Raw genomic sequence first — 22,929 nt, forward strand, 5'->3', positions numbered from 1 at the left:
TATCTCCAAAACGACGCCGGATAGATTTAGGCAAGCCAACCGCAAAGTCAAAAGTCAGCGTTGCAAAAACGGGGGTGACCATAGATTCCGGTTTGGTGGCTGTGCGCGGCCGGCGCGATTATCCTCTGGGCGTAGTTCGTGACGCAGGCCTCCCACGCGCCGGACGTGCCTCCGCTATTACTGACGGGCGTGGCGCTGTCGTCGGGAATGTGACGTGCCTCCTTCGCGCCCGCGAATGGCGCGTGCCTTTGCGGACGATGGCGCCCGGCATCGTTTGCCCGTTCGAGTATCACGACAGCCTGGTGACGGCATTCCGGCTGGCGCCCGTCGCCGAGGCGAACCTGATCAACTACCTGTGGCCCTTGCTGCTGGTCCTGCCCGGCACCTCAGTGTGAGGCGGCGCGGATTGCGCCGCGAAGATGGCCGGCGCGATGCTCGGCTTCGGCGGCTGCATTCCATCCCGGCGGCAGTCAGCGTAGCGTGAAGGCCGATCCCACCACGCCTCTCCGATCACTCCCGATGGCGCCGCGGTCGCTGAGGTGTATCCTCACGAAATGCCTGCACCTGCAGCGTTGGTAATCGACGAGATGCCGTGCTGTAAATCGATTTCGGAGCGCACCCTGCCCCGATTGTGCGGACGAATGTAGCCTTCAACGCAATGTCGGGCAGCTGCCTGATGGCAGCGTGCGGCAGACGAAGACCTACTTAGGGTTCCGGCGCCAATGGGTAACATACTCCAGATCTTGTGGGACGATGGCGAGCGCGTGTTCTGTCGAGGGCGGCGCCCGGGCGAGGGCGGCGGCCACAACGTCCTGCTTGCGCGGCCCGCCGCCGAACATCCATTACCTGCCAGCCTTGATCGCCTCGCTCACGAGTTTGGCCTGAAGGACGAACTTGAGGGCGCGTGGGCGGTGCGGCCGCTGGAACTGGTGCGCGAAGGGGGCCAGACGCTGCTGGTGCTCGAGGACCCCGGCGGTGAGCCGCTCGCGCGGCTACTCGACGCGCCCATGGAGATGGGACATTTTTTGCGGCTCGCTGTCGGCATCGCTGCGGTGCTGGGCAAGCTCCACCAGCGCGGCCTCGTCCATAAGGATCTCAAGCCCACCCATATCCTGGTGAACTGCGCCGACGGAACGGCGCGGCTCACCGGATTCGGCCTCGCCTCGCGGCTGCCGCGCGAGCGACAGGCGCCCGAGCCGCCCGAGACCATCGCCGGTACGCTTGCCTACATGGCGCCCGAACAGACTGGCCGGATGAATCGCTCGATCGATTCGCGCAGCGACCTCTATGCGTTCGGCGTCACGCTCTACCAGATGCTGACGGGCGCGCTGCCGTTTACGGCCGCCGACCCCATGGAATGGGTGCACTGCCATATCGCCAGAAAGCCGGTGCCGCCCAGCGCGCTGGTTGAGACCGTCCCTGCTGCGGTCTCCCTTATCGTCATGAAGCTGCTCGCCAAGACGGCCGAGGAGCGGTACCAGACTGCCGCCGGTGTCGAGCATGATCTGCAGCGCTGCCTGGCCGACTGGCAGCACCAGCGCCGAGTCGATGACTTCCCACTGGGCGAACACGACACGCCTGACCGGCTGCTGATTCCCGAGAAGCTGTACGGGAGGGAGCGCGAGGTCGATACCCTGGTCGCCGCATTCGATCGGATCGTCAGGAGCGGGGCGCCGGAGCTGGTGCTGGTCTCCGGCTATTCCGGAATCGGCAAATCCTCAGTCGTCAATGAACTGCACAAGGTGCTGGTGCCGCCGCGGGGGCTCTTCGCGTCCGGCAAGTTCGACCAGTACAAGCGCGACATCCCCTATTCGACACTGGTGCAGGCGTTTCAAAGCCTGGTGCGGCCGCTTCTTGGCAAGCGCGACGCGGAGCTGGCGAGCTGGCGCGACGCGTTGCTGGAGGCGCTGGACCCCAATGCGCGGTTGATGACCGACCTCATCCCCGAACTGAAGCTCATCATCGGAGAGCCGCTGCCGGTCCCGGAACTTGAGCCACAACAGGCGCAAAGCCGTTTCCTGCTCGTGTTCCGGCGCTTCATCGGTGTTTTCGCCCGGCCGGAACATCCGCTGGCTATCTTCCTCGATGATCTTCAATGGCTCGACGCGGCGACGCTCGACCTGCTCGAGGATCTGCTGACCGGCTCGGATCTGCGGCACCTGATGCTGATCGGCGCCTACCGCGACAACGAGGTCGACGCCACGCATCCGTTGACGGGCAAGCTTCAGGCCCTCAGGAACGCGGGCGTCAAGATCGATGAAATCACGCTGGCGCCGCTCGGCAGTGGACACATCAAGCAGTTGATCGGGGAGGCGCTTCACTGCGAGCCGGAGCGCATCGAGCCCCTGGCTCAACTGGTGCATGACAAAACCGCCGGCAATCCGTTCTTCGTGATCCAGTTTCTGCACGCGCTTGTCGAAGAAGCCTTACTCACCTTCGATCATGACGCGGGGCAGTGGTGCTGGGATCCCGATCGCATCCATGCCAAGGGTTACACCGACAACGTCGTGGACCTGATGGCCGGCAAGCTGACCCGCCTGCCGGAGCAGACGCAGCAGGCGTTGCAGCAGCTTGCCTGTCTTGGGAACGTCGCCAGGATCACGACACTGTCGACCGTTCTCGGAATCCCGGACGCGCAGGTCCACGCGGCGTTGTGGGAGGCGATCCGTCAGGAACTGGTCGGGCGGCTGGAGGGCTCCTACGCGTTTGTTCACGACCGGGTTCATGAAGCCGCCTACTCACTGATCCCCGAAGCCTTGCGCACCGAGGCCCATCTGCGGATCGGGCGGCTTCTCGCCGAAGAGACGCCCCCGGAAAAGCGGGAGGAGGCGATCTTCGAGATCGCGGGTCAGCTCAATCGCGGCGCCGCGCTGATCACCGGGCAGGACGAACGGGAGCAACTGGCCGGGTTCAACCTGCTCGCCGGCCAGCGCGCCAAGGCGTCGACAGCCTATGCCTCGGCGCTCACCTATCTCGTCACCGGGTCGGAACTATTGAGCGACGATTGCTGGGAGCGCCGGCATGAGCAGATTTTTGCGCTGGAGCTAAACCGGGCTGAATGCGAATTCCTGACCGGGCAGTTACTGGTCGCAGACGAGCGATTGGTGGCGCTGTCGCATCGCGCCGCGACAACGGTCGAACGCGCCCTCGTCGCGTGCCTGCAACTGGATGTCTGTCTGGTCCTCGATCAGAGCGACCGCGCGGTCGCTGTCTGTCTCGCCTTTCTCCGGCATGTCGGCATCGAGTGGTCGCCCCATCCGAACGACGAGGAGGTGCGGCGCGAGTACGATCGCATCTGGTCGCAGCTTGCAGGCCGGACCATCGAGGAACTGGTCAATTTGCCGCTGATGGAGGACGCGGCCTCCCTCGGGACCGTCGAGGCGCTGAGCAAGCTCTTCGCGCCGGCTTTGCAGACGGATGCGAACCTGGCTTGCCTGACGATCTGCAAGGCGGTCAGCCTCAGCCTCGAGCGGGGCAACTGCGATGCCTCATGTGTGCTCTATGCCAATGTCGGCAGGGTTGCCGGACGGCGTTTCGGCGACTACCAGGCCGGATATCGGTTCGGCCGGCTCGGCTGCGAACTCGTCGATCGACGCGGGCTCAAGCGTTTTGAGGCAAAGACGTTTCTTTGCTTTTCGATTTTTGTCGTACGCTGGATGAAACCGGTGCGGGCTTGCCGCGATCTGCTGCGCCGCGCTTTCGCAGCGGCGAACCGGATCGGAGATCTCCCGTATGGCGCTTACTCGGGCAACAGCCTCAACTCGGACCTGCTCTTCGCCGGCGAGCCGCTGCCCGAGGTACAGGTCGAAGCCGAACGCGGCCTTGCGTATGCCGAGAAGGTGCGGTTCGGTCTCGTCATTGACTTCATCGCCACGCAGCTCGCGCTGATCCGGATGCTCCGCGGCTTGACGCCGACATTCGGCTGCTTTGACGACGAGCAGTTCAGTGAGCTTCGCACCGAAAACCATCTGTCCAGCAATCCGGGCCTGGCGCTCGCTGCGTGTTGGTACTGGGTCCGGAAACTGCAAGCGCGCTATCTCGCCGGCGACTATGCGGTGGCCATGGATGCCGCATCGAAGGCGGAACAGCTGCTCTGGACCTCATCCTCGTTCTTTGAGGAGGCCGAATATCACTTTTACGGCGCGCTGGCCCAGGCCGCCTTGTGCGACTCCGCCCCGGTCGGCGAGCGGCCGCAGGACCTGGACGCGATGGCTGCGCATCACAGGCAGCTGCAGATCTGGACAGAGAACTGCCCGGAGAACTTCGGGAGCCGCACCGCGCTGGTCGGTGCCGAGATCGCCCGGATCGAGGGCCGCGTGGTGGATGCTGAACTGCTTTATGAGCAGGCAATCCACTCGGCGCAGGAAAACGGCTTCGTCCATACTGAGGCGCTCGCCAACGAACTCGCGTCGCGCTTTTACGCGGCGCGCGGTCTTGAGAAGGTAGCCCGTGTGTATTTACAGGACGCCCGCTACGCCTACCTGCGTTGGGGAGCCGATGGGAAGGTGCGGCAACTCGAGGAGAGGTATCCGTACCTGAGGACGGAGGAGCCCGCGCCCGGGCCGACGACCACGATCGCAACGCCGGTCGAACACCTCGACCTCGCAACCGTGCTCAAGGTGTCGCAGGCCGCGTCGGGCGACATCGTCCTGGACAGGCTGATCGATATGATCATGCGTACGGCGATCGAACAGGCGGGCGCCGAGCGAGGTCTGTTGATTCTGTCGGACGGCGGCGAACAACGCATAGCGGCAGAAGCGACGACAGGCGGCGACGCGACCCAGTTGCAGCTGCGCGATGTGCCGGTGAGCGCGGCGATGCTGCCGGAGTCGATCCTCTACCATGTCCTGCGCACCCGGGAGAGCGTCTTCCTCGACGATGCAGCGGCCCAGTCCTCGTTTGCCGCAGATCCCTACATCCGTGAGCATCATGCCCGTTCAATTCTCTGCCTGCCCTTGATGAATCAGGCGAAGCTCACGGGCGCCCTCTACCTCGAAAACAATCTGGCTGCCCGTGTGTTCAGCCCGACCCGGATAGCCGTGCTGAAGCTGGTGGCCTCGCAGGCCGCGATCTCGCTGGAGAATGCCCATTTGTACCGCGACCTCGCGGAACGCGAAGCGAAGATCCGGCGCCTCGTCGACGCCAACATCATCGGGATCATCGTCTGGAATGCCGATGGTGACATTCTCGAGGCCAATGACGCATTTCTACGCATGGTGGGATACGAGCGGGAGGATCTTGTCACGGGTCGCGTACGCTGGAGGGACCTGACGCCGCCGGAAGGGCGTCAGGGCAGCGAGCAGGTCCTCGCAGAGGTTGGGCAGACGGGGCGCGCGCGGCCCTTCGAAAAGGAGTACGTCAGGAAGGATGGCAGCCGTGTGCCCGTCATAGTCGGTTTGGCCACTTTCGAAGCGAGTCGGAAGGAAGGCGTCGCTTTCGTGCTCGATCTGACCGAGCGCAAGCAGGTGGAGGAAAAAGTCCGCGAGAGCGAGCGTCGCTACCGCGAGGTGCAGACGGAACTGGCGCACGCAAACCGCGTCGCGACCATGGGCCAGCTCGCGGCCTCGATCGCACATGAGGTCAACCAGCCGATCGCCGCGACGGTGACCAACGCCCAGGCTGCGCTGCGATGGCTGAGCGCACAGCCCCCTGACATCGACGAGGTCGGGCAGGTGCTCGGCCGCATTATCAAGGATGCCAATCGGGCGGGGGACGTGCTCGGCCGGATCCGCGGGCTGATCAGGAAGACGCCGCCGCGGAAGGAACCCGTGGACATCAACGAGGCGATCCGCGAGGTGATCGAGCTTACTCGTGGCGAAGCCACGAAGAGCGGCGCCTCGGTGCAGACGCAACTCGCGGACGGTTTGCCATTCATCGAAGGAGACCGAGTCGAATTGCAACAGGTCCTCCTCAATCTGATCATCAACGCGATCGAGGCGATGAGCGGTGTCAGCGATGGCGTACGGCAATTGCACATCGGCACAGGGAGAGCCGACTCCAGCTACGTGCTCGTGACAGTGCGCGATTGGGGACCGGGCTTTGCTCCGCACAGCGCCGAGCGCGTTTTCGCTCCCTTCTACACCACGAAGCCCACCGGTTTGGGGATGGGGCTGTCGATCTGCCGTTCGATCATCGACGCACATGGCGGCCGATTGTGGGCGAGCGCGAACCTGCCCCGCGGCGCGGTCGTTCAATTCACCGTGCCCGCCCATCCAGCCGTTTCATCGTGATTGCCAAGCGCGAGGACCTCCTGCGATTGCGGCCCGCGCGGACGTTTCGGACATAGTGCTATCCCGCGTGAAGGCGCGATACAGAACTGAAGTGAGCCTTCGCGTGATTTATCGCCGCGACGGAACGACATTAGTATCAATTGCCGCGCTAACGTCCGTAGCCAGGAGCGGTGCCGACGTTCGAATATCCGAGCCCGAGTGCAGGCCAGTGTCCGTAGATGGCCGAACCCTGTCCCACGACGACGGGCTCAGCTCGACCCACAACAGACTGAGGCGACCTGGAGACCGGCAATGGCGTGCGCGGCGAAGCGCTGTGTGTCATCGCGCGCGAGCGTGTGTTCGGCGTGCGCGTGGTCAGTGGTACGTCGTCGTAGACGACTGCAGCTTTGTCAGCGCGCCGCGCTTGAATCGAAACCAGCCTTGCGAGCCTTGCATCACGACCTCATCGTCTTGCCAGAACACGCGCTTGACCGTCATACGCGTGCCACAGCGCTGCACAAGTGGCGGACGGTGGCGAAAGTCGTACAGCACCGGGCCGGAATCGGTCTGCACGAGCGTGCGGTCAACAGTGTCATTTTCGTTGCCCATGTCATCGAAATGCGTGAGCGTGCTCGCGCCAAACCGATCGAAAATTTCCTTGTCGAGCATCGCCGCAAATTCGTGGTCGACGCGCACGAATTGCAGTGTGCCCGAGGGCGTGCCGAGCGGGCCGGACGCGTTGCTTTGCGCATGAACGCAAGTCGCGAAAAAGGCGGCTGCGAGCGCAGCGGCGAACAGTCGTCTCATGTTGCCTTTCAGGTTCAGCGGCGTCTCCGACGACGGAGTACGACTCGCAATCGTTCCTTGGGAACATTGTCGTCGATTTTGGCCGACACGTCGAAGGTCTGCAACTGGCTGAACAGAGTTTGATGCGCTCGGCATAGACCGACCCCTGAAGAGACGGTCGCCATTCTTGCCGCTGCCTTAAGTCGAGGTTAGCAGGTGGGCGAATTCAACGCGGCGCTTGACGAGCAGGGTCCAAGCACATTTCTATTGTGTGTCATTCAAGGGGTTTCGCGTTCCCGGTAAAGTGAGTTTTGAAGAGAAGGATCTCGTCCCGGTCGCCGACATGACGATGCGTGCGCTGATCTAAAATTTTTCCCCAATTTCTCGAACGACCAGTCACGAATATGCCGACAGGATTTTCGTCCGTGCCGTCCGGTCGCGAAGCCGCTTCTGCGGCCGCTGCTGCATAACCTGGTCAAAGTGCAGGTGACCCGCTATATTTGTCAGGCGCCATGCGCCCGGCGGCAACGCATTGAATCATGCGTTGCCGCCGGGCGCCGCGCGAAGCATGCCCGCGGTGCTGGATGAATCGCCCCGTTTGCGCAGGGCCCGGCAGGACTCGGGACGGCGCGGACAATGAAAGAAGAGTCCACCTGGGAGCTGACGTGAAATATCAACTGGGCGCATTCGTGCTGCTCGCAGCCAGTACGGCCGCATCGGCACAGTCGAGCGTGACGCTGTATGGCCGCGTCGACGGAGGCGTCGAGTACCTGAATCACATCGCCAACGGCACGGGCGGCAGCTCGAGCCGCTGGAGCGGGGAAGGGGGCGACTGGGGCACGAGCATGCTCGGCTTCAAGGGGACCGAGGACCTGGGCGGCGGCACCAGCGCACTGTTCGACCTCGAAACCGCGCTGCAGATCATGAACGGCACCACGGGCGGCGGCAAGATGTTCTCGCGCCGGGCGTACGTCGGCTTGAAGAATGAGACGTGGGGCCAGTTGCAGGCGGGCCGCAATCTCTTCATCGACAGCGACGGCGTGTGGGAATTCGATCCGTTCGTGCAGCAGGCAGTCTCGTCGGCCTCGCTCGTGCGCGGGCGCAACTGGCAGCAGACGAGCAACAACGTCGAATATCACAGCCCCGTCTGGCACGGCCTCGACGTGCAGGGGCAGTACGCGTTCGGCAACCAGGCGAGCGGCTTCAACAACGGCGCCGAAGGCGATTTCGGCCGCTCCGACGGCATCATGCTTAGCTATCACTCGCCGCTCTTCGACCTGCGCGGCATCTACGACGAGCTGCGCGATTCGAACGGTCGCTTCTCCAACATTTTCACGGCCTCGCGCGAGTACTTCGTGGGCGCGAACGTGCGCGTGCAGAAGTTCAAGATCCAGGCCGCGTACACGCACTACGCGGCGCCCGATTCGCCCGCGGGCGCGTCCGACAGCGCCGACCACTACTGGCTTGGCGTCACGTATCAGGCCACGCCGCGCTGGGCCGTGACGGCGGCGGGCTTCTACATCCGGGTGGGCGACGGCGGCGGCGACGTCTCGCACGATCCGGGCAGCCACGCGATGCTCTATGCGCTCGGGACCACCTACAACCTGAGCGCGCGCACGTTCCTGTACGGCACCGTCGCGTACGTGAACAACAGCAGGAACGGCACCTTCTCGGTGTTCGCGACGCCGCGCGATTCGAGCTCGCCGACGAGCCCGATGGCCGGCGAATCGCAGACCGGCGCGTACATCGGGATGATGCACGTGTTCTAACGTGACTTTTTTTTCCGCATTGCGGGCATGCCCGAGCGCACCGGGCCGGCCGGATGCCTCGCCGGCGTTCGCGCCGGCGTGCCCGCGCTGCGGGTATCGCGTGACAGGCGGTGCGAGCGGCGTCCTCAAAAGAAGGTGCGCTGCTCGGCGAACGGCGCAGTCTACGATTCAGTAAAAACGTGGTTGACGATATTCCTCGGCCCATTGAAACCGCGCAACAACGGAAAGCTGTCGGGTACGCTGTCCGCATTCGATCAAACGGAGTTCGGGGCGTCGCCAAACCTTTCTATGAGTTCGACTGGGAGCGTTTTTGTTCCCAAAGCCTGCGCGCAAGGGAACAAGTGCGGATTCGTGCTCGCCCTCCACGGCTGTCTGCAGGAAGCATCATTTATCGGCAACCGCTGGGTCACCGAGGCCGGCATCAATGAATGGGCCGACACGAACAAACTGGTGGTCTTGTATCCCGACACGATTGCGTCGTCTGCGCCAGGACCGACGAACCCGAATGCATGCTTCGACTGGTGGGGCTACTCCAATCAATACGACCCGAACTACGCACTCAAGAGCGGCTTGCAGATGTCGGTGCTCTACGCGATGGTGCAGCGCGTAACTGGCCGACCGTAGGGCCGTCGTGGCATGGTTAGAATCGGGCGGCCGGTCGCCGCTGGAAGTACTGCTAATCAGGGTGCCAAATGGATGAAGGTGGGGCCGTCGAGCGCCGGCTTTTGACGTTCAACAAACGGAGGTTTCGGGGCATTCCATTCCCTCCGGCCACTGTATCGTCAACCGCGATCGCTTAATGGCCGATCACTGCCCATGCCACGCCTCACGTCGAAGTCACGGTACCGCCGAGGATGCTCATCAGAGTCCTCGCGTTCCGCTGTCCCTGGTCCTCGCAATTACTGATCTATACACCGATAAGTGTTACTGAGGTTACCGCAGACCGTGATCGACCGATGTTGTTGAAAAAGTCGCTGCACGGCGTTTTCAATCCGCTGGTGAAAAAAATCGACCTCTCAGATCGACCTGCAAACCGCTCGCGAACGTCGGTGAAGGGTAAGAAGACCCCTGAATACCTTGTGTGAGAGACGCTCAGCGACTTTTTCAACAACATCGAGGACGGAGCCGACGTTGGAATGACCATCAGACAGCGAGACGGGATGACCTGGCCGCGTACTGCTTCATACAAAGGGCCTGGGCAATGTGAACTGCGCACGTCTGCGGTCGGCAGCACGCACCCCTGAACCGCCATTAGCCATCCTGCGCAAGTGTCGCTATTTGACCGTCTGCTTTTTGGCGACTACCAATGCAATGCCGCCAAGAATTGCGGCCGAACTGCCCAGCAGGCGCGGCGTCAACGGTTCACCGAGCAACACTATGCCGCCCATCGCCGCGATGACCGGCACACTCAGTTGCACGGTGGCAGCGGTAGCGGCTTTCAGTCCCCTTAGGGCCGCGTACCAGATGACATAACCAACGCCAGAGGTCAATGCTCCGGAGAGCATGGCATACACCATTCCGGATCTTTCTAATGAGAGGTGCGCAGGTGTGAGCAGACTAACCGCTGCCGCAAACGGCACGGCTCGCAGGAAGTTCCCTGCGGTAGTCGTTGTCGGATCGCAAGAACGCCTGCCGCGCAACGAATAAATGCCCCACGCGACGCCCGCCCCCAGCATCAAAAGAGAAGGCTGCAGAGGTGGCGCCGAGATTCCGCGCAGAACGAGCCCGATCAGACCGCTCAGTGCCAACAACAGTCCCGCCCACTGCCGTACGCGCAGGTGCTCCCCCGTCCAAAGGCCGTGTCCGATCATCGTAGCCTGCACAGAGCCGAAAAGAAGCAACGCGCCTGTCCCGGCCGGAAGGCCGACGTATGCAAATGAAAACCCGGATGCATAGGCAAAAAGTGCAAGGGCCGAATACCAGTTGCCAGCGATGCCCCGCGGACTACCACGTGCTCGCAGCATCAACCAGAGCGCGAGCGCGGCGGACACCACCCGTACCAACGTGAATGTTGCTGCATCGACCCCCGTGCCTTTCAGCGCCAGACGGCAAAGCAATGAATTCCCTGCAAAGGCGAACATTGCGAGGGTGGTAAGCAAGGCGATTCGCGTACGCGGCATGGAGCGTCGGCGTCAGTCACGCGCCTGGGGGTCTGTGACAGCATAGTGTATCGCCCGCGCGGACGGCCAGGCGCCATTGTCAAACGAAGTAGGGGGCGCGGCAATCGTAACGCAGCGTTCGGGTGGGGGCCATCATCTCATTAGCACGTTAGTGACAGGCGATCGCCGCCAAACGGCGCGGCCATAGCCTCGGCCAACACGAACGCAGCGGCATCGCGCGCGGAGGAAATCAAGAACCAGGCCATCCTCGACGATTATTGATTGCTCCCGCTCGACCCGCTTGCGCATGGTCCAGTAGGCACCATCGCAATCACCCGAGTCTCGGGTGACACGCGTCTTTGTACCCACGTCGCCCCTTGAAATCGGGATCACGCGGACGACGACGCAAGTTGCTTGTTGCGGTCGGTGAGAAACTGGATCAGCCCGTCGACGCCGCTTTGCTGGATCTTGTCGCTGAATTGCGTACGGTAGGTCTGGATCAGCCACGCGCCGAGCACGTTCATGTCATAGACGCGCCAACCCTGAGGTGATTTGTACAGCCGGTAGTCGATCTGCACCTGGCCGTTTTTGCCTGACGCGATCGTGCGCACTACCGCGTCGGTGTCGCTCGACTCGGTGGGCGAAGGAGGGTACTCGAATTTCTGATCCGTGTTGACCATCGTGAGCGCGCCGGAATACGTGTGGATAAGCAACTGCTTGAACTGCTCGACCACCTGGTCCTGTTGCTCGGGTGTGGAGGTGCGCCAGAAGCGGCCCACCGCGTACTGCGTGGTGCGGCGAAAGTCGACGAATGGGAGGATGTCCCGGTTCACGATATTCATGATGCGCGGGATGTCGTCCGGCGTGAGGGCCTGCTGGCGCACCTCGTCCAAGATTTGCTGCGTCACGGTTCGGATGAGTGTCTGCGGGTCGGTCTGGTCGTTGATTTGAGCGGACCGCGCGTGCTCAGGCGCGCACAGCGACCCGATGCCGGCCGCAATGGCCAGCGATGCGACGAACGCGGAACGGACAATGGTGCTTCGGCAGAAGTGCTTCATTGCAAACCTCGATTCTGAGAAGGGCCCAGCAGACCGCCGGAGCGGTGACGGCACGGTTCGCGCGGCGTTTCGCTGCCCACGCGGCGACGCAGGCATACCAGGTGCCTGATGGATTGCGCGGGGCGTCCGGGGGCGGTTCCGCCAACGGATCGACACGGCCCCTTTTATCGTCTTTGACACCCGCTTTTGCTCGCCCGCCTCCATTGCCATCAGCCGGCTGCCGGTCTTCGCGACATCGCGCCACCTGATCGCACTGCTCGACGGCAACGTTCTCGGCGTGAACACGCGATTCCCGTTGACTCTAACGTAAGGTTTTAGTCTCCATTGTGCGCACTAAACGGAGGCTTGAATGTTGTTGAAAGTGAGAGAGCTGGCAAGACGCAGCGGACTCACGGTCCGCACGCTGCACTACTGCGACGCAATCGGCTTGCTCACGCCTTCGGCGCGCGCCGACAAGACTGTACGACCGCCAGGATGTGGCCCGACTCCACAGGGTCCAGGCGCTGCGTCGTTTCGGGCTCGCGCTTGCCGATTACGGCGCGCTTCCTGCCGCCCCGCTTACCCGGCAAGTCCTATAAGTTTTCGCGGATCATGGCGAACACATCGGCGGACTGCCCCTGCAACATGGCTTTCGCTGAATACAGAACCATTCCGTACGCAGAGCCCCATTCGATCTTCGGCGGCATCACGAGCGTCATCGTATCGACCTTGACGTTCAGAAGTGCGGGGCCGGGCTCATTCAACCATGCGATGACTGCATCTTCGAGCTCATCGGATTTCGACACCGTGCGCCCCCATAATCCGATCACCTCGGCGACCTTACCGAAGTCCGGGTTTTGCAGGCCCGTATAGAGTGGGAGCATGCCTTCGGACTTCTGCTCGATGTCGATAAATCCAAGCTTGCCGTTGTCGAACACCACCACCTTGATCGGCAGCTTCTCCTGCACGACCGTCATGAGCTCACCGAACAGCATGGCTAGACCACCATCGCCGGACATGGCGATCACCTGACGTCCAGGCTGGCACTTCTGCAGCCCCAATGACATTGGCAGGGCCGCCGCCATCGTGCCGTGGAGCAGACTCGAAAACACGCGGCGTTTTCCGTTCGTCTCGATGTGCCGATAAAGCCAGACAGTGGGTGTCCCATCGTCGGCACAGAAGATTGCATCGCTCGCTGCGTGCCGGTTGATGAGCTCGGTCAGGTAGATGGGAGGAATTGTCCCGCGGTCCGACGCAACCGCCCTGGACAGGTGGGATTCCAGCGCAGCGGCATGCCGTTGGACGAGCTTGTCGCGGAACTCGGTAGACGTGCGCGGTTTAAGGCGCGGCAGCAACGCCTCCATCGTGGCCTTGATATCTCCCACCAGCCCTAGCGTGACCGGATGCCGGCGGCCGAGATGGTCGGGTGCCATGTCGATCTGAACGATCTTGGCCTTCTCCGGGTAGAACTGCCGCCAGGCAAAGTCGGCTCCAAGCATCAACAAGGTCTCGCATTCGGATACCGCCAGATAGCCCGCTTCGCCGCCGATAATGCCGGTCATGCCGACGTTGTACGGGTTGTCGTGCTCAAGCACGTCCTTTGCGCGGGACGTGTGTGCAATGGGCGCCTTGAGGCACTCGGCTACTGCAAGGATCTCGGCGTGGGCGCCACGACATCCCGAGCCCCCATAGATCGCAATCTTGTCGCCTGAATTGAGGATTTCAGCGACACGGTCGAGGTCTGCGTCACTCGGCCGGACAATGGGCACATTTGTGTGGACCGAATACGGGACGTCATCGCTCGCATTGGCATGGGCAATGTCAACCGGAACGATCAGCACGGCCACGCCACCCTTTGCAATGGCGGTCTGGCAGGCAATCACCGTTTTGCGTCGTGCCTGCTCCGGCGTAATGATCATGTCGCAGAACACGCTGCACGATCCGTAGATCGCCTTGAAATCGACCTCTTGCGGAAAGTTAAAGCCGATTTCCTCGCTCGCCACCTGGGTTGCGATCAGGATAACCGGAGCCCGATTACGGTTGGCGTCCACCAAACCGTTAATGAAGTGAAGGCTGCCAGGCCCGCAACTTCCGGCAACGGCCGTCAGGTTGCCGGTCAACATGGCTTCGCCTTCGGCGGCAAACGCTCCCGCCTCCTCATGGCGTACATGGACCCACTCGATGTCGCTCTCGTTAAGGTGGTGAGCGATGAGATTCAGCGTGTCGCCCACGATCCCGTAGCAGCGCTTTACGCCCGCTTGTTCGAGAATTTCGACGATGATTTCTGCAACTTTCTTGCTCATGTACGTCTCCGAAACGCGAGGTGATAGGGAGAGAAAACGCTCTAGGGATGGATACGAGCAGCTTTGGTCGTCACGCCAGGGGGCCGTTACCTGCACTGCGCCTGCGTTCGGCTTGATCGAACGTGAGCGCCGCGCATTTCAGCGCGCGACGATGCCATTGTCCGGCTGCCCGTATGCATCGGCACGAACGGTCCCGCCGTGTGTCGGCCGCGCGATGCGCGGGCAACGGCGTGCCAACAGGCTGGAGCATTGAACGCCCACCGAGCTGGGGTTTGCTTCAGAGTCCTACGTTGCCCCGATCATAGTGAGTAGGGGGAAGGACCGCTATTACATAAAGCTGGAATCCGCCCCGTGTACGCCGGCGACTCTGGCTTTGGGTATGCTCATGCACACGTGACCGGCGGGCGCGACGAACGTGCGACGGTTCCCGAGAGCAACCTTGATCCCAAGCTGACCCCGCCGAGGGAACTCGGCGGTGGAGGCGGCGACGGCACGAACCGCGAACAACTATTCGCCGCGGGATAGAGCGCGTGCTTCATCGGCGCGCTGAAGTACGTCAGCGCGCGCGAAAAGATCGCGTTGCCGAAGGACGTCGCCATCGACGGCACCTTCGGGATCGGACAGATTCCCAATGGCTTCGGCATCGAAGTCGAACTGAAAATCTCGATGCCGGGCATGGACAGCGCAGAGGCGCAAGAACGGCCGGTTCGAAGGCCGTAGACCATCAAAATGCATGCTCAACGTGGTGACGAATGGCCGCAACTGGCCTGCAGCCCAAGAGGCTTATGACCGCGAGAACTGCAAGGAATAAACCGACAAGGAGACAGGCGACGAGATATTTGATGGGCGATTCGGACCTGTGTATATGACGCCACCACCGCGAGTATGTACTTTCTCTTCCGTTAGATAGCTCGATACTGTCGCAATTAGGCCGGCAGTAGATCCGAACAAAGTTCCTATCCAACCAAAGTGGATATTGCTGGTCGGATATGCACCGGATATCTCCCATGAGACGATGGCCACTGCCGCGGCCCCTTCGATTCGCTGCCCAATCTATATAGATAGCCGTATGGAAAAGAAACGATCGCGGAGCAGGCGAAACCCGCTGTGTCCGCCGGTCGGTGCGCTGCTGCGCTACCGGACGCGCATCGTGCGCGTGATCGCCGAAGCGACACTGTACTGCCCGCGTTGTCGACGCAAGGCTTGCTGCTGGATTCAATTCTGTGAGACGTTGGCGGGCACGCGCGAAACCAGTCTAGCGTTATTCGCAGGGGGCGAATGCGGAGTGTGCGTCTGCAGCGTCTCTATTGTTGAAAACGGAAGCGTAGTGCTCGCTAGAAGCTGGCGTCCAGTTGGAATGATTTGTGCCCCGAGAACCATCCCCAGCAATCCCACGAGGGCCACCATTGGCGGCGCCGGCGAGCGTACACGAATCAGGCTGTATATCGCGCCGGCGAGAATGCCACCAACGAGCGAGAAAATATAAGGTTTCATCGGCAAAATTCCTCGGACTCGCGTATCAGCGTGCTCGATGGCTATCGCGAACTATTTGCATTCAGGTCGTAGCGATGGACGTTACGCTGGACGGCCCGCACCGGAATGACGATTCCGGCTGCGAGCCTCCCGTTTCAGCTCAGGATGCGCCGCCCCGTCAGGTCTTCGCCGGGACCGCGGCAAGAGACTCGTGCTTTGTTTCGGCGCGCTGCGGGGCCTTATGAACCATCGTGTAGGCGTAGTCGACGCCCATCCCGTATGCGCCAGAATGTTCCTTCACGATTTTCATCACGGCGTCATACGTTTCTTTGCGCGCCCAGTCGCGCTGCCACTCGAGCATGACCTGTTGCCATGTGACCGGGACGGCGCCAGCCTGGATCATCCGTTGCATTGCGTAGTCGTGCGCGTCCTTCGACGTGCCGCCGGATGCGTCGGCGACCATGTAGATTTCGTAGCCACCTTCGAGCATCGCGCAGAGCGCGAACGTCGTGTTGCAGACTTCCGTCCACAGGCCGGCGACGACGACCTTGTTCCGGCCGTTTTTCTTGAGCGCGTCGCGGACCTTCTGGTCGTCCCACGAGTTCATCGAGGTTCGCTCGAGAGTAGGCTGGTCCGGGAACACGTCGAGCAGCTCGGGGTACGTGAAGCCGGAGAAGCCTTCACTCTCGACCGTCGTGATAGTCGTCGGGATATTGAAGGTCTTCGCCGCCTTCGCCAGTCCGACGACGTTGTTCTTCAATACTTGACGGTCGATTGACTGGACGCCAAAGGCCATCTGAGGCTGTTGGTCGATGAAGATGATCTGGCTGTTGATCGGAGTAAGTACTTCCAGTTTCTCTTTGCTCATGATGCCATCCGTTCTATGAGGTTCTACCAAAACGTCGCGCCAGATTTGAGCGCCGGAAGAGCCACTTGCGTTGGTCTAATGAAGCGAATAACGACGTGACTCTCGCTGGAGAAATAAGACATGATATTGCCGTCTCGTGGTCCAAAAGAAGCATAGTCCACATTGCCCGGATGTGAAGCGGGAGATGGCGATATCAGGGTTTTATGTATGTGTTCGATGCCGACAGGATGCTTTTCTTTGGAGGTGGAAAGTCATAAGCTGCGAGGGAAGCGAAAGACTCGTCGTCCTTCGATAGCGGGTTTCTCGTCTTGTCTTTGTCATCATGTGTATTGCTCGGAAGTTTGTATAAATCGTGCCGGAGCGCGTCCTGTGATGCCAAGTCATCAGTCGTTGCGAGGCGGGGCGACACTTTTCGAAGCCAGTTCGTCGAATACGCGTAGGGGTACTTCCAGTTTTCGGCTTCGTGATCGTCGTCGCGAGTGACTGCTCGCGGCGCACTAGAGGAGGGTTGGTCGATGAAAGCGTATGTGCTTTCGCTGCTGGCTGGCATCCTGGTAGGCGTGGTCTACAGCTTGATTGGCGTGCCGTCGCCAGCGCCTCCTATCGTCGCCCTGGTGGGCCTTTTAGGCATACTCGCGGGTGAACAGATTTTCCCGGTTGCAAAAAAAATGCTTTCCGGAGCCAACTTGCGTGTGGCCTGGAAGGAGGAGCATTGCAATCAACACCTGTTTGGGTCTTTGCCCGGCCGGAACTCCGGAGGACCTCGGCCCATGGCGGGAGTATCGTCTGAGGAGAAGCGTCCATGACATCTCACCAGCAGGCGCCGGACTTGATTCTTCTTAATGGCCGGTTCACGACGTTAGATAAATCGAAGCCAACTGTCACTGCGGTTGCGATCAGGGAGGGTAAATTCGTTGCCGTCGGCGGCGACAGCGAGATCAGTCAGCTCAAGTCCGATAGTACGCGCACGGTCGACCTGAAGGGACGCTCAGCCCTTCCGGGGTTGATCGACAACCATCTCCACATCATCCGTGGCGGGTTGAATTTCAACATGGAGCTTCGGTGGGATGGTGTGCGCTCACTGGCGACTGCCATGGAGATGCTCAAGGCGCAGGTTGCTATCACGCCGCCGCCTCAATGGGTACGTGTCGTCGGTGGGTTCACGGAGCACCAGTTCGACGAGCGTCGCTTGCCGACCATAGAGGAGCTGAACGCGGCCGCACCAGACACGCCGGTTTTCATGCTGCACCTTTACGACCGCGCGCTGCTGAACGCCGCGGCGCTGCGAGTGGTGGGCTACACGAAGGACACGCCTGAGCCACCTGGAGGCGAGATCGTGCGCGATAGCGCGGGCAATCCGACCGGGTTGCTCCTCGCGAGGCCCAACGCGGCCATCCTCTATGCGACATTGGCGAAGGGGCCCAGGCTTCCTCTCGAATATCAGCTGAACTCGACGCGGCATTTCATGCGAGAGCTGAATAGATTGGGCGTCACCGGAGCCATTGATGCCGGCGGCGGTTTCCAGAACTTCCCGGAGGACTACGAGGTGGTCCAGAAGCTTGACGCGGAGGGACTGCTGACCATCAGGCTGGCCTACAACCTGTTCACTCAAAAGCCCAAGGGTGAGAAGGAAGACTTCCTCAACTGGACGAAGACGTCGAAGTATAAGGACGGGAACGACTACTTCAGGCACAACGGCGCAGGCGAGATGCTCACGTTCTCCGCGGCTGACTTCGAGGACTTCAGGGTGGCGCGGCCGGACATGCCTCCGGAAATGGAGGGGGACCTCGAAGGCGTCATCCGCGTGCTCGTGGAGAATCGCTGGCCGTGGCGCATGCATGCGACGTACGACGAGACCATCAGTCGTGCGCTCGACGTGTTCGAGAAGGTGAACCGCGATACACCTCTTGCCGGCCTGAACTGGTTCTTCGACCACGCGGAAACCGTTACGGAGAAGTCGATGGACCGCATCGCCGCTCTCGGCGGGGGTGTTGCCGTCCAGCATCGAATGGCGTACCAGGGCGAGTATTTCGTCGAGCGATATGGTGAGAAAGCTGCTGAGGGCACGCCTCCTGTTTCGCGAATGCTCGAGAAGGGGATTCACACGTCGGCGGGGACCGACGCGACTCGAGTTGCGTCCTACAACCCATGGGTTTCCCTCTCCTGGTTGGTGACCGGCAAGACGGTCGGCGGCCTGCGCATTTATCCGCAGCGCAACTGTCTGGACCGTGAGACGGCCCTGCGCATGTGGACCGAGAAGGTCACCTGGTTCTCGAATGAAGTCGGCAAGAAAGGGCAGATTGCAGTGGGTCAGCTCGCGGACCTTATCGTCCCTGACCGCGACTTCTTTGCCTGCGCCGAGGACGACATCGCTGGCACATCGTCTTTGCTCACGGTCGTAGGAGGCAAGGTCGTGTATGCGACTGGCGAATTCGCCTCGCTGGACGATAGTCCGCTTCCTCCGGCGATGCCTGACTGGTCGCCGGTGCGAAGGTATGGCGGCTTTGCCGCGTGGAAGCAGGGTGGCGAGTCCGGCGCGCCGCTTCAGCAGGTGGCGTCGACAGCATGTGACTGCGCGCGCGCTTGCCGCGTTCACGGTCACGACCATCGGCGAGCGTGGCTCGGCAATGCGCCGACGTCGGACTACAAGGGCTTTTGGGGCGCGCTGGGATGCGCGTGCTGGGCGGTCTAGCGGGAGGGGACGTGGCGGACAGTCCATCTTGGGTAGCGATGCTGCTGCGTCAACCGTGGGTGATGCCATTAGTCCGCATCTGTCTCGTCTCAGCGTACCTCATTGGCGGCGTCACCAAGCTGATGCATTTCGACGCCGCGGTCGCTGAGCAGGTGCACTTCGGTCTCCATCCTGGGTGGCTTTGGGCTACCTTGGCAATTTTCGTGGAGATAGCCGGCTCCCTGTGCGTCATCTTCAACAGGTTCACGTGGCTCGGAGCGGGAGGACTTGCTGGCTTGACGGTGGTGGCAATGCTTGTGGCGAACAACTTCTGGCGTCTGGAAGGTGTGGCTCGCTTCATCGCGTTGAACAGTTTTTTCGAGCACCTGGGGCTGATGGCCGCCTTCGTAATGGTCACCTATGTGGCCAGCGGTGAGCGACGCTCTCGCGTCTAAAAAAAGGACAGGAAACTCACTATCATGTGCAACTTTCAATCCCTGGGTGTCGCCGTTGCTCTTGCTCTCGGTCTGGTTGCAAGTGCACCGTCGACTTCTTTCGGAAAGGCAAACATTACGCCGCAGTCGGCGTCTTTCTCTGTCGGGCCGCAGTACGACACCACTCACGTGTATGTGGCACCGGAGGACTTCGACAAGTTCACGGACAGCGTCGTCGCCACGTTTGGCGGCCACAAATCGCAGCAAGGCGTCTTCCAGGTGACGCCGACTCCGAGCCAGACGATGTCCCAACTGGTCTTCACGCCGGTGGGTACGATTTCGGTGTTCGGCTTCAAGACACCGATTCCGCATCCGTTTGGTGACGAGCGTACCGGCTACCTCGTCACGAACATGGACGGCGCGATGAAATCGGCGAAGGCTCATGGTGCTGATGTCGTGGTCGATACCTTTCCGGACCCGATTGGGCGTGATGCAGTCATCTCGTGGCCGGGCGGCGTGCACATGCAACTCTACTGGCATACGCAGGCTCCGAATTACGAGGCGCTCGAGACCGTTCCGGAGAACCGGGTGTACGTCTCGCCTGGACGTGCGGACGCACTCATCAGGAACTGGGTCGCGTTCTCGCATGGGAAGGTGATTTCCGACAATCACAACGCGCCCGGCGTTGAGATCGGTCGGGCGAACGATACCTTCCGGCGCGTTCGACTGACGTCGGGATTCGGGAACATGACCGTCTTTGTGACAGATGGACATCTGCCGTACCCATATGGGCGCGAGATGACCGGGTATGAAGTGAAGGACTTCGATGACACCATGAAGAAAGCTCAGGCCGCTGGTGTTTCGGTTCTCGTGCAGCCTTTCACGTCGGAGCAGAGAGAATCCGCAATCGTCAAGTTCCCGGGCGGATACATCGCGGAAATTCACGCGGCTGCAAAATAGGGCAGCGTCACCATCAAGGAGTGTCAATATCCGAGGGGCCAATCCTCGCTAACGCTTCCCAGTAGGGTGAGCAATGAATGACGATAATTTGCTCTCTGCGACTGCTGGTTATGTCGACACTCTCAGCTTTGTCGCGCTGTTCGGCCTGTTCACCGCGCACGTGACGGGGAACTTCGTGCTCATTGGTGGTGGCATCGCAGGGTATGGGCAGGGCGTCTTCCTTAAATTGATGGCGTTTCCTGCTTTTATCCTGGGAGTCGCGCTGAGCAGCTTCATCATTCGTGGCGGAAACCCCGAGACCCCGATGCGCGGCGCGTGCATGCTCTATGCCGTGCAGGCGCTTCTGCTTCTGGCGTTCTGCTTTGCAGGTGTCAGGCTCGGACCCAAGTTCAACCCGGAAAATTGGGCAGTGGTCGTGTGTGGGATGATTGGCGCGACCGCGATGGGTGTCCAGAACGCCCATAGCCGTCTTGTTGTCCGGCCTGGTGTGCCGAACACCGTCATGACCGGCAACGTGACGCAGGTCATTCTCGACGCGCTTGACCTGTGTTCACCACGCGTTGCAGCGGACATCAAGACTGCTGCGCGAACGCGAATTGCCAAAATGCTTCCAGCAATCGTAGCATTCGCGCTCGGCGCCGTCGCCGGTGCTCTGGCTTACAGAAACTTTGGCTTCTGGGCTCTACTGTTGCCGGTAATCGGGCTCGCCTGGCTGGCAATTCACGCCTGGATGCACCGGAACGCGGAAGGTAAGCTTGCCTCTTGATACTTCTCCTGCGGGCGCACTCGCTGGTCGTGCTACAGAGGTAGGAAGAACAATGTTGACACGGCGGGAGGCCAGGTGGGATGCAACTCGCGACATATATAGGGATTGCCGTTGCAGGGCTTGCGCTCGGGTTCTGTGAGGACACGCGGGCGGATAACGAGGGGCAACCATCTCAGCAGACCGACATGCCGACTGAGACGTGCGACGCCAGGCGGCCGGTCGTGATGTTCAATCGCTGGCAAGAAGATTGGTCCGTTCTCAAGAATCCCTGTGTGCCCCGCAAGCCACTGGACAGCCTGAAATATATCCCGCTCGGAGCTGACCCATATTCGTATCTGTCGCTCGGGGCCAATCTGCGCGAGCGCCTCGAGGTCAACGATGCGCCTCTATTCGGCATCGGCTCGGGACATTCGGATACCTACGTGATCCAACGCGCGCAGGTCAGTGCCGATGCGCGTATTGGCCCGTACCTTCAGTTCTTTGCGCAACTCGAAGATGCCAGGCCGTTCGGCAAGGATACGGTGACGCCTGTTGACAAGAATCCGCTCGATCTGGAACAGGCATTTGTTGCGTGGGTCAGCCCGCTTGGGCCCGGAACGGTGAAATTCCGCGTCGGCCGCCAGGAAATGGCATTCGACCTTCAACGGTTCATCTCCGTTCGCGACGGTCCGAACGTACGCCAGGCGTACGACGCTATCTGGGCCGATTACGAGTACCAGAAATGGCGCTTCATCGGTTACCTGACACAACCTGTTCAGTACCGCGACGTCAAGGCATTCGACGACACGTCGAATAGCCATTTGACCTTTAGCGGCGTGCGTTTCGAACGGCAGGGCGTTGGGCCTGGAGACCTGTCTGGATATTATTCGCTTTACACCCGTGACGGTGCGCGGTTCCTCGATGCGCAAGGCGATGAGCATCGCAACGTGTTTGACCTGCGATATACGGGGAAAATCGCTGCCACAGATTGGGACGTGGAGTCGATGTACCAAACGGGTCATGTCGGCGACAAAACGATTGCTGCGTGGGCGGTTGGCTCGCTGCTCGGCTACACGCTCGATTCTCCCTGGAAGCCGCGCTTCGGTTTGCAGGTCGATGCGGCATCCGGTGACCGCCATTTGAACGACGGCCGTGTCGAGACCTTCAATCCGCTTTTCCCGAACGGTTATTACTTCACGTTGGCGGGTTACACGGGGTATGCCAACCTCATCCATGTGAAGCCCTCGATTACCCTCACGCCGTCCAGCAAGCTGGCCTTGTTGTTCGCCGTTGGATTCCAATGGCGGATGAGCACGAACGACGCCATTTATCAGCAGGGAAATGCTGTCGTCCCGGGTACTGCTGGCCACGGCACGCGATGGACCGGCGCGTACGCACAAATACGTGCTGACTGGACCGTGGCGACCAACCTGATTGCATCCGTTGAGGCCGTTCATTTCCAGGTCGGAGACTCCGTCCGCGAGCTGGGCGGGAGCAACGCCGATTATGTTGGACTGGAGCTGAAGTATGGCTGGTAGCGTCGCGCGGGAGCAGGCTCGGGCGCCGTATCAAGCG

15 protein-coding genes and 3 pseudogenes are annotated in these 22,929 nt (G+C 61.2%); 12 read left to right on the forward strand and 6 right to left on the reverse strand.

The window, feature by feature from the left end; all coding sequences use genetic code 11:
- Both P3T16_RS32280 and P3T16_RS32285 read left to right on the forward strand, forming a co-directional pair.
- A pseudogene (locus P3T16_RS32280) lies at positions 1-395 on the forward strand (hypothetical protein); the annotation flags it as partial.
- Between the two features lie 327 nt (positions 396-722).
- On the forward strand, positions 723-6,230 hold the full coding sequence (locus P3T16_RS32285) for a trifunctional serine/threonine-protein kinase/ATP-binding protein/sensor histidine kinase (protein WP_429345323.1): 5,508 nt from the start codon (positions 723-725) through the stop codon (positions 6,228-6,230).
- A gap of 354 nt (positions 6,231-6,584) precedes the next feature.
- Here P3T16_RS32285 and P3T16_RS32290 read toward each other — a convergent pair whose 3' ends face one another.
- Entirely contained in the window at positions 6,585-7,016 is a 432-nt protein-coding gene (locus tag P3T16_RS32290; RefSeq protein ID WP_429255331.1) for a hypothetical protein, read from the reverse strand.
- A 644-nt stretch (positions 7,017-7,660) separates the two neighbouring features.
- On the opposite strand from P3T16_RS32290, the gene P3T16_RS32295 reads away from it, so the two are divergent.
- Both P3T16_RS32295 and P3T16_RS32300 read left to right on the forward strand, forming a co-directional pair.
- On the forward strand, positions 7,661-8,764 hold the full coding sequence (locus tag P3T16_RS32295) for a porin (RefSeq protein WP_429345324.1): 1,104 nt from the start codon (positions 7,661-7,663) through the stop codon (positions 8,762-8,764).
- A gap of 351 nt (positions 8,765-9,115) precedes the next feature.
- Positions 9,116-9,388: a hypothetical protein gene (locus P3T16_RS32300; RefSeq protein WP_429255329.1), complete on the forward strand. Its 273-nt coding sequence runs from the start codon at positions 9,116-9,118 to the stop codon at positions 9,386-9,388.
- A 650-nt stretch (positions 9,389-10,038) separates the two neighbouring features.
- Here the strand turns inward: P3T16_RS32300 and P3T16_RS32305 are convergent.
- Both P3T16_RS32305 and P3T16_RS32310 read right to left on the reverse strand, forming a co-directional pair.
- Positions 10,039-10,884, reverse strand: coding sequence for a DMT family transporter (locus P3T16_RS32305; protein WP_429345325.1), 846 nt, complete (start codon positions 10,882-10,884; stop codon positions 10,039-10,041).
- Between the two features lie 368 nt (positions 10,885-11,252).
- Entirely contained in the window at positions 11,253-11,921 is a 669-nt protein-coding gene (locus tag P3T16_RS32310) for an MlaC/ttg2D family ABC transporter substrate-binding protein (RefSeq protein ID WP_429345345.1), read from the reverse strand.
- A gap of 349 nt (positions 11,922-12,270) precedes the next feature.
- Between P3T16_RS32310 and P3T16_RS32315 the strand changes: the two are divergent.
- A pseudogene (locus P3T16_RS32315) lies at positions 12,271-12,484 on the forward strand (MerR family transcriptional regulator); the annotation flags it as partial.
- A gap of 9 nt (positions 12,485-12,493) precedes the next feature.
- Here the strand turns inward: P3T16_RS32315 and P3T16_RS32320 are convergent.
- Entirely contained in the window at positions 12,494-14,203 is a 1,710-nt protein-coding gene (locus P3T16_RS32320) for a thiamine pyrophosphate-dependent enzyme (RefSeq protein ID WP_429345326.1), read from the reverse strand.
- A gap of 351 nt (positions 14,204-14,554) precedes the next feature.
- Between P3T16_RS32320 and P3T16_RS32325 the strand changes: the two are divergent.
- Positions 14,555-14,899, forward strand: a pseudogene (locus tag P3T16_RS32325) (Ohr family peroxiredoxin); the annotation flags it as partial.
- A gap of 519 nt (positions 14,900-15,418) precedes the next feature.
- Here P3T16_RS32325 and P3T16_RS32330 read toward each other — a convergent pair.
- Together P3T16_RS32330 and P3T16_RS32335 are read right to left on the reverse strand one after the other, a co-directional pair.
- On the reverse strand, positions 15,419-15,697 hold the full coding sequence (locus tag P3T16_RS32330; RefSeq protein WP_429255323.1) for a DUF1427 family protein: 279 nt from the start codon (positions 15,695-15,697) through the stop codon (positions 15,419-15,421).
- Positions 15,698-15,854: 157 nt separating this feature from the next.
- Complete coding sequence (locus P3T16_RS32335; protein WP_429345327.1) at positions 15,855-16,544, reverse strand: hydrolase; 690 nt, start codon at positions 16,542-16,544, stop codon at positions 15,855-15,857.
- Between the two features lie 515 nt (positions 16,545-17,059).
- Between P3T16_RS32335 and P3T16_RS32340 the strand changes: the two genes are divergently transcribed.
- The 6 genes from P3T16_RS32340 (at position 17,060) to P3T16_RS32365 (ending at position 22,892) form a co-directional block, all read left to right on the forward strand.
- On the forward strand, positions 17,060-17,350 hold the full coding sequence (locus P3T16_RS32340; protein ID WP_429255321.1) for a XapX domain-containing protein: 291 nt from the start codon (positions 17,060-17,062) through the stop codon (positions 17,348-17,350).
- Positions 17,347-19,236 (forward strand): amidohydrolase, encoded by a 1,890-nt coding sequence (locus P3T16_RS32345; RefSeq protein WP_429345328.1) that lies wholly within the window; start codon positions 17,347-17,349, stop codon positions 19,234-19,236. The genes P3T16_RS32340 and P3T16_RS32345 overlap by 4 nt, the downstream gene beginning before the upstream one ends.
- A 38-nt stretch (positions 19,237-19,274) precedes the next feature.
- Positions 19,275-19,670, forward strand: a complete 396-nt coding sequence (locus P3T16_RS32350; protein WP_429345346.1) for a DoxX family protein — start codon at positions 19,275-19,277, stop codon at positions 19,668-19,670.
- A 24-nt stretch (positions 19,671-19,694) separates the two neighbouring features.
- The gene (locus P3T16_RS32355; protein WP_429345329.1) at positions 19,695-20,609 is read left to right on the forward strand and encodes a glyoxalase; all 915 of its coding nucleotides are present in this window, start codon (positions 19,695-19,697) and stop codon (positions 20,607-20,609) included.
- Positions 20,610-20,682: 73 nt separating this feature from the next.
- The gene (locus P3T16_RS32360) at positions 20,683-21,375 is read left to right on the forward strand and encodes a YoaK family protein (RefSeq protein WP_429345330.1); all 693 of its coding nucleotides are present in this window, start codon (positions 20,683-20,685) and stop codon (positions 21,373-21,375) included.
- Positions 21,376-21,455: 80 nt separating this feature from the next.
- Positions 21,456-22,892: an alginate export family protein gene (locus tag P3T16_RS32365; RefSeq protein ID WP_429345331.1), complete on the forward strand. Its 1,437-nt coding sequence runs from the start codon at positions 21,456-21,458 to the stop codon at positions 22,890-22,892.
- The last annotated feature ends 37 nt before the right edge of the window (positions 22,893-22,929 follow it).

The sequence above is a fragment of the Paraburkholderia sp. GAS42 genome (genome assembly GCF_050436565.1).
Classification (GTDB): domain Bacteria; phylum Pseudomonadota; class Gammaproteobacteria; order Burkholderiales; family Burkholderiaceae; genus Paraburkholderia.

Bases quoted from the DNA above. Each gene is read 5' to 3' on its own strand.
- P3T16_RS32285 (WP_429345323.1), top strand. From the start codon at position 723: ATGGGTAACATACTCCAGATCTTGTGGGACGATGGCGAGCGCGTGTTC.
- P3T16_RS32290 (WP_429255331.1), bottom strand. From the start codon at position 7,016: ATGAGACGACTGTTCGCCGCTGCGCTCGCAGCCGCCTTTTTCGCGACT.
- P3T16_RS32305 (WP_429345325.1), bottom strand. From the start codon at position 10,884: ATGCCGCGTACGCGAATCGCCTTGCTTACCACCCTCGCAATGTTCGCC.
- P3T16_RS32310 (WP_429345345.1), bottom strand. From the start codon at position 11,921: ATGAAGCACTTCTGCCGAAGCACCATTGTCCGTTCCGCGTTCGTCGCA.
- P3T16_RS32320 (WP_429345326.1), bottom strand. From the start codon at position 14,203: ATGAGCAAGAAAGTTGCAGAAATCATCGTCGAAATTCTCGAACAAGCG.
- P3T16_RS32330 (WP_429255323.1), bottom strand. From the start codon at position 15,697: ATGAAACCTTATATTTTCTCGCTCGTTGGTGGCATTCTCGCCGGCGCG.
- P3T16_RS32335 (WP_429345327.1), bottom strand. From the start codon at position 16,544: ATGAGCAAAGAGAAACTGGAAGTACTTACTCCGATCAACAGCCAGATC.
- P3T16_RS32340 (WP_429255321.1), top strand. From the start codon at position 17,060: ATGAAAGCGTATGTGCTTTCGCTGCTGGCTGGCATCCTGGTAGGCGTG.
- P3T16_RS32345 (WP_429345328.1), top strand. From the start codon at position 17,347: ATGACATCTCACCAGCAGGCGCCGGACTTGATTCTTCTTAATGGCCGG.
- P3T16_RS32350 (WP_429345346.1), top strand. From the start codon at position 19,275: ATGCTGCTGCGTCAACCGTGGGTGATGCCATTAGTCCGCATCTGTCTC.
- P3T16_RS32355 (WP_429345329.1), top strand. From the start codon at position 19,695: ATGTGCAACTTTCAATCCCTGGGTGTCGCCGTTGCTCTTGCTCTCGGT.
- P3T16_RS32360 (WP_429345330.1), top strand. From the start codon at position 20,683: ATGAATGACGATAATTTGCTCTCTGCGACTGCTGGTTATGTCGACACT.
- P3T16_RS32365 (WP_429345331.1), top strand. From the start codon at position 21,456: ATGCAACTCGCGACATATATAGGGATTGCCGTTGCAGGGCTTGCGCTC.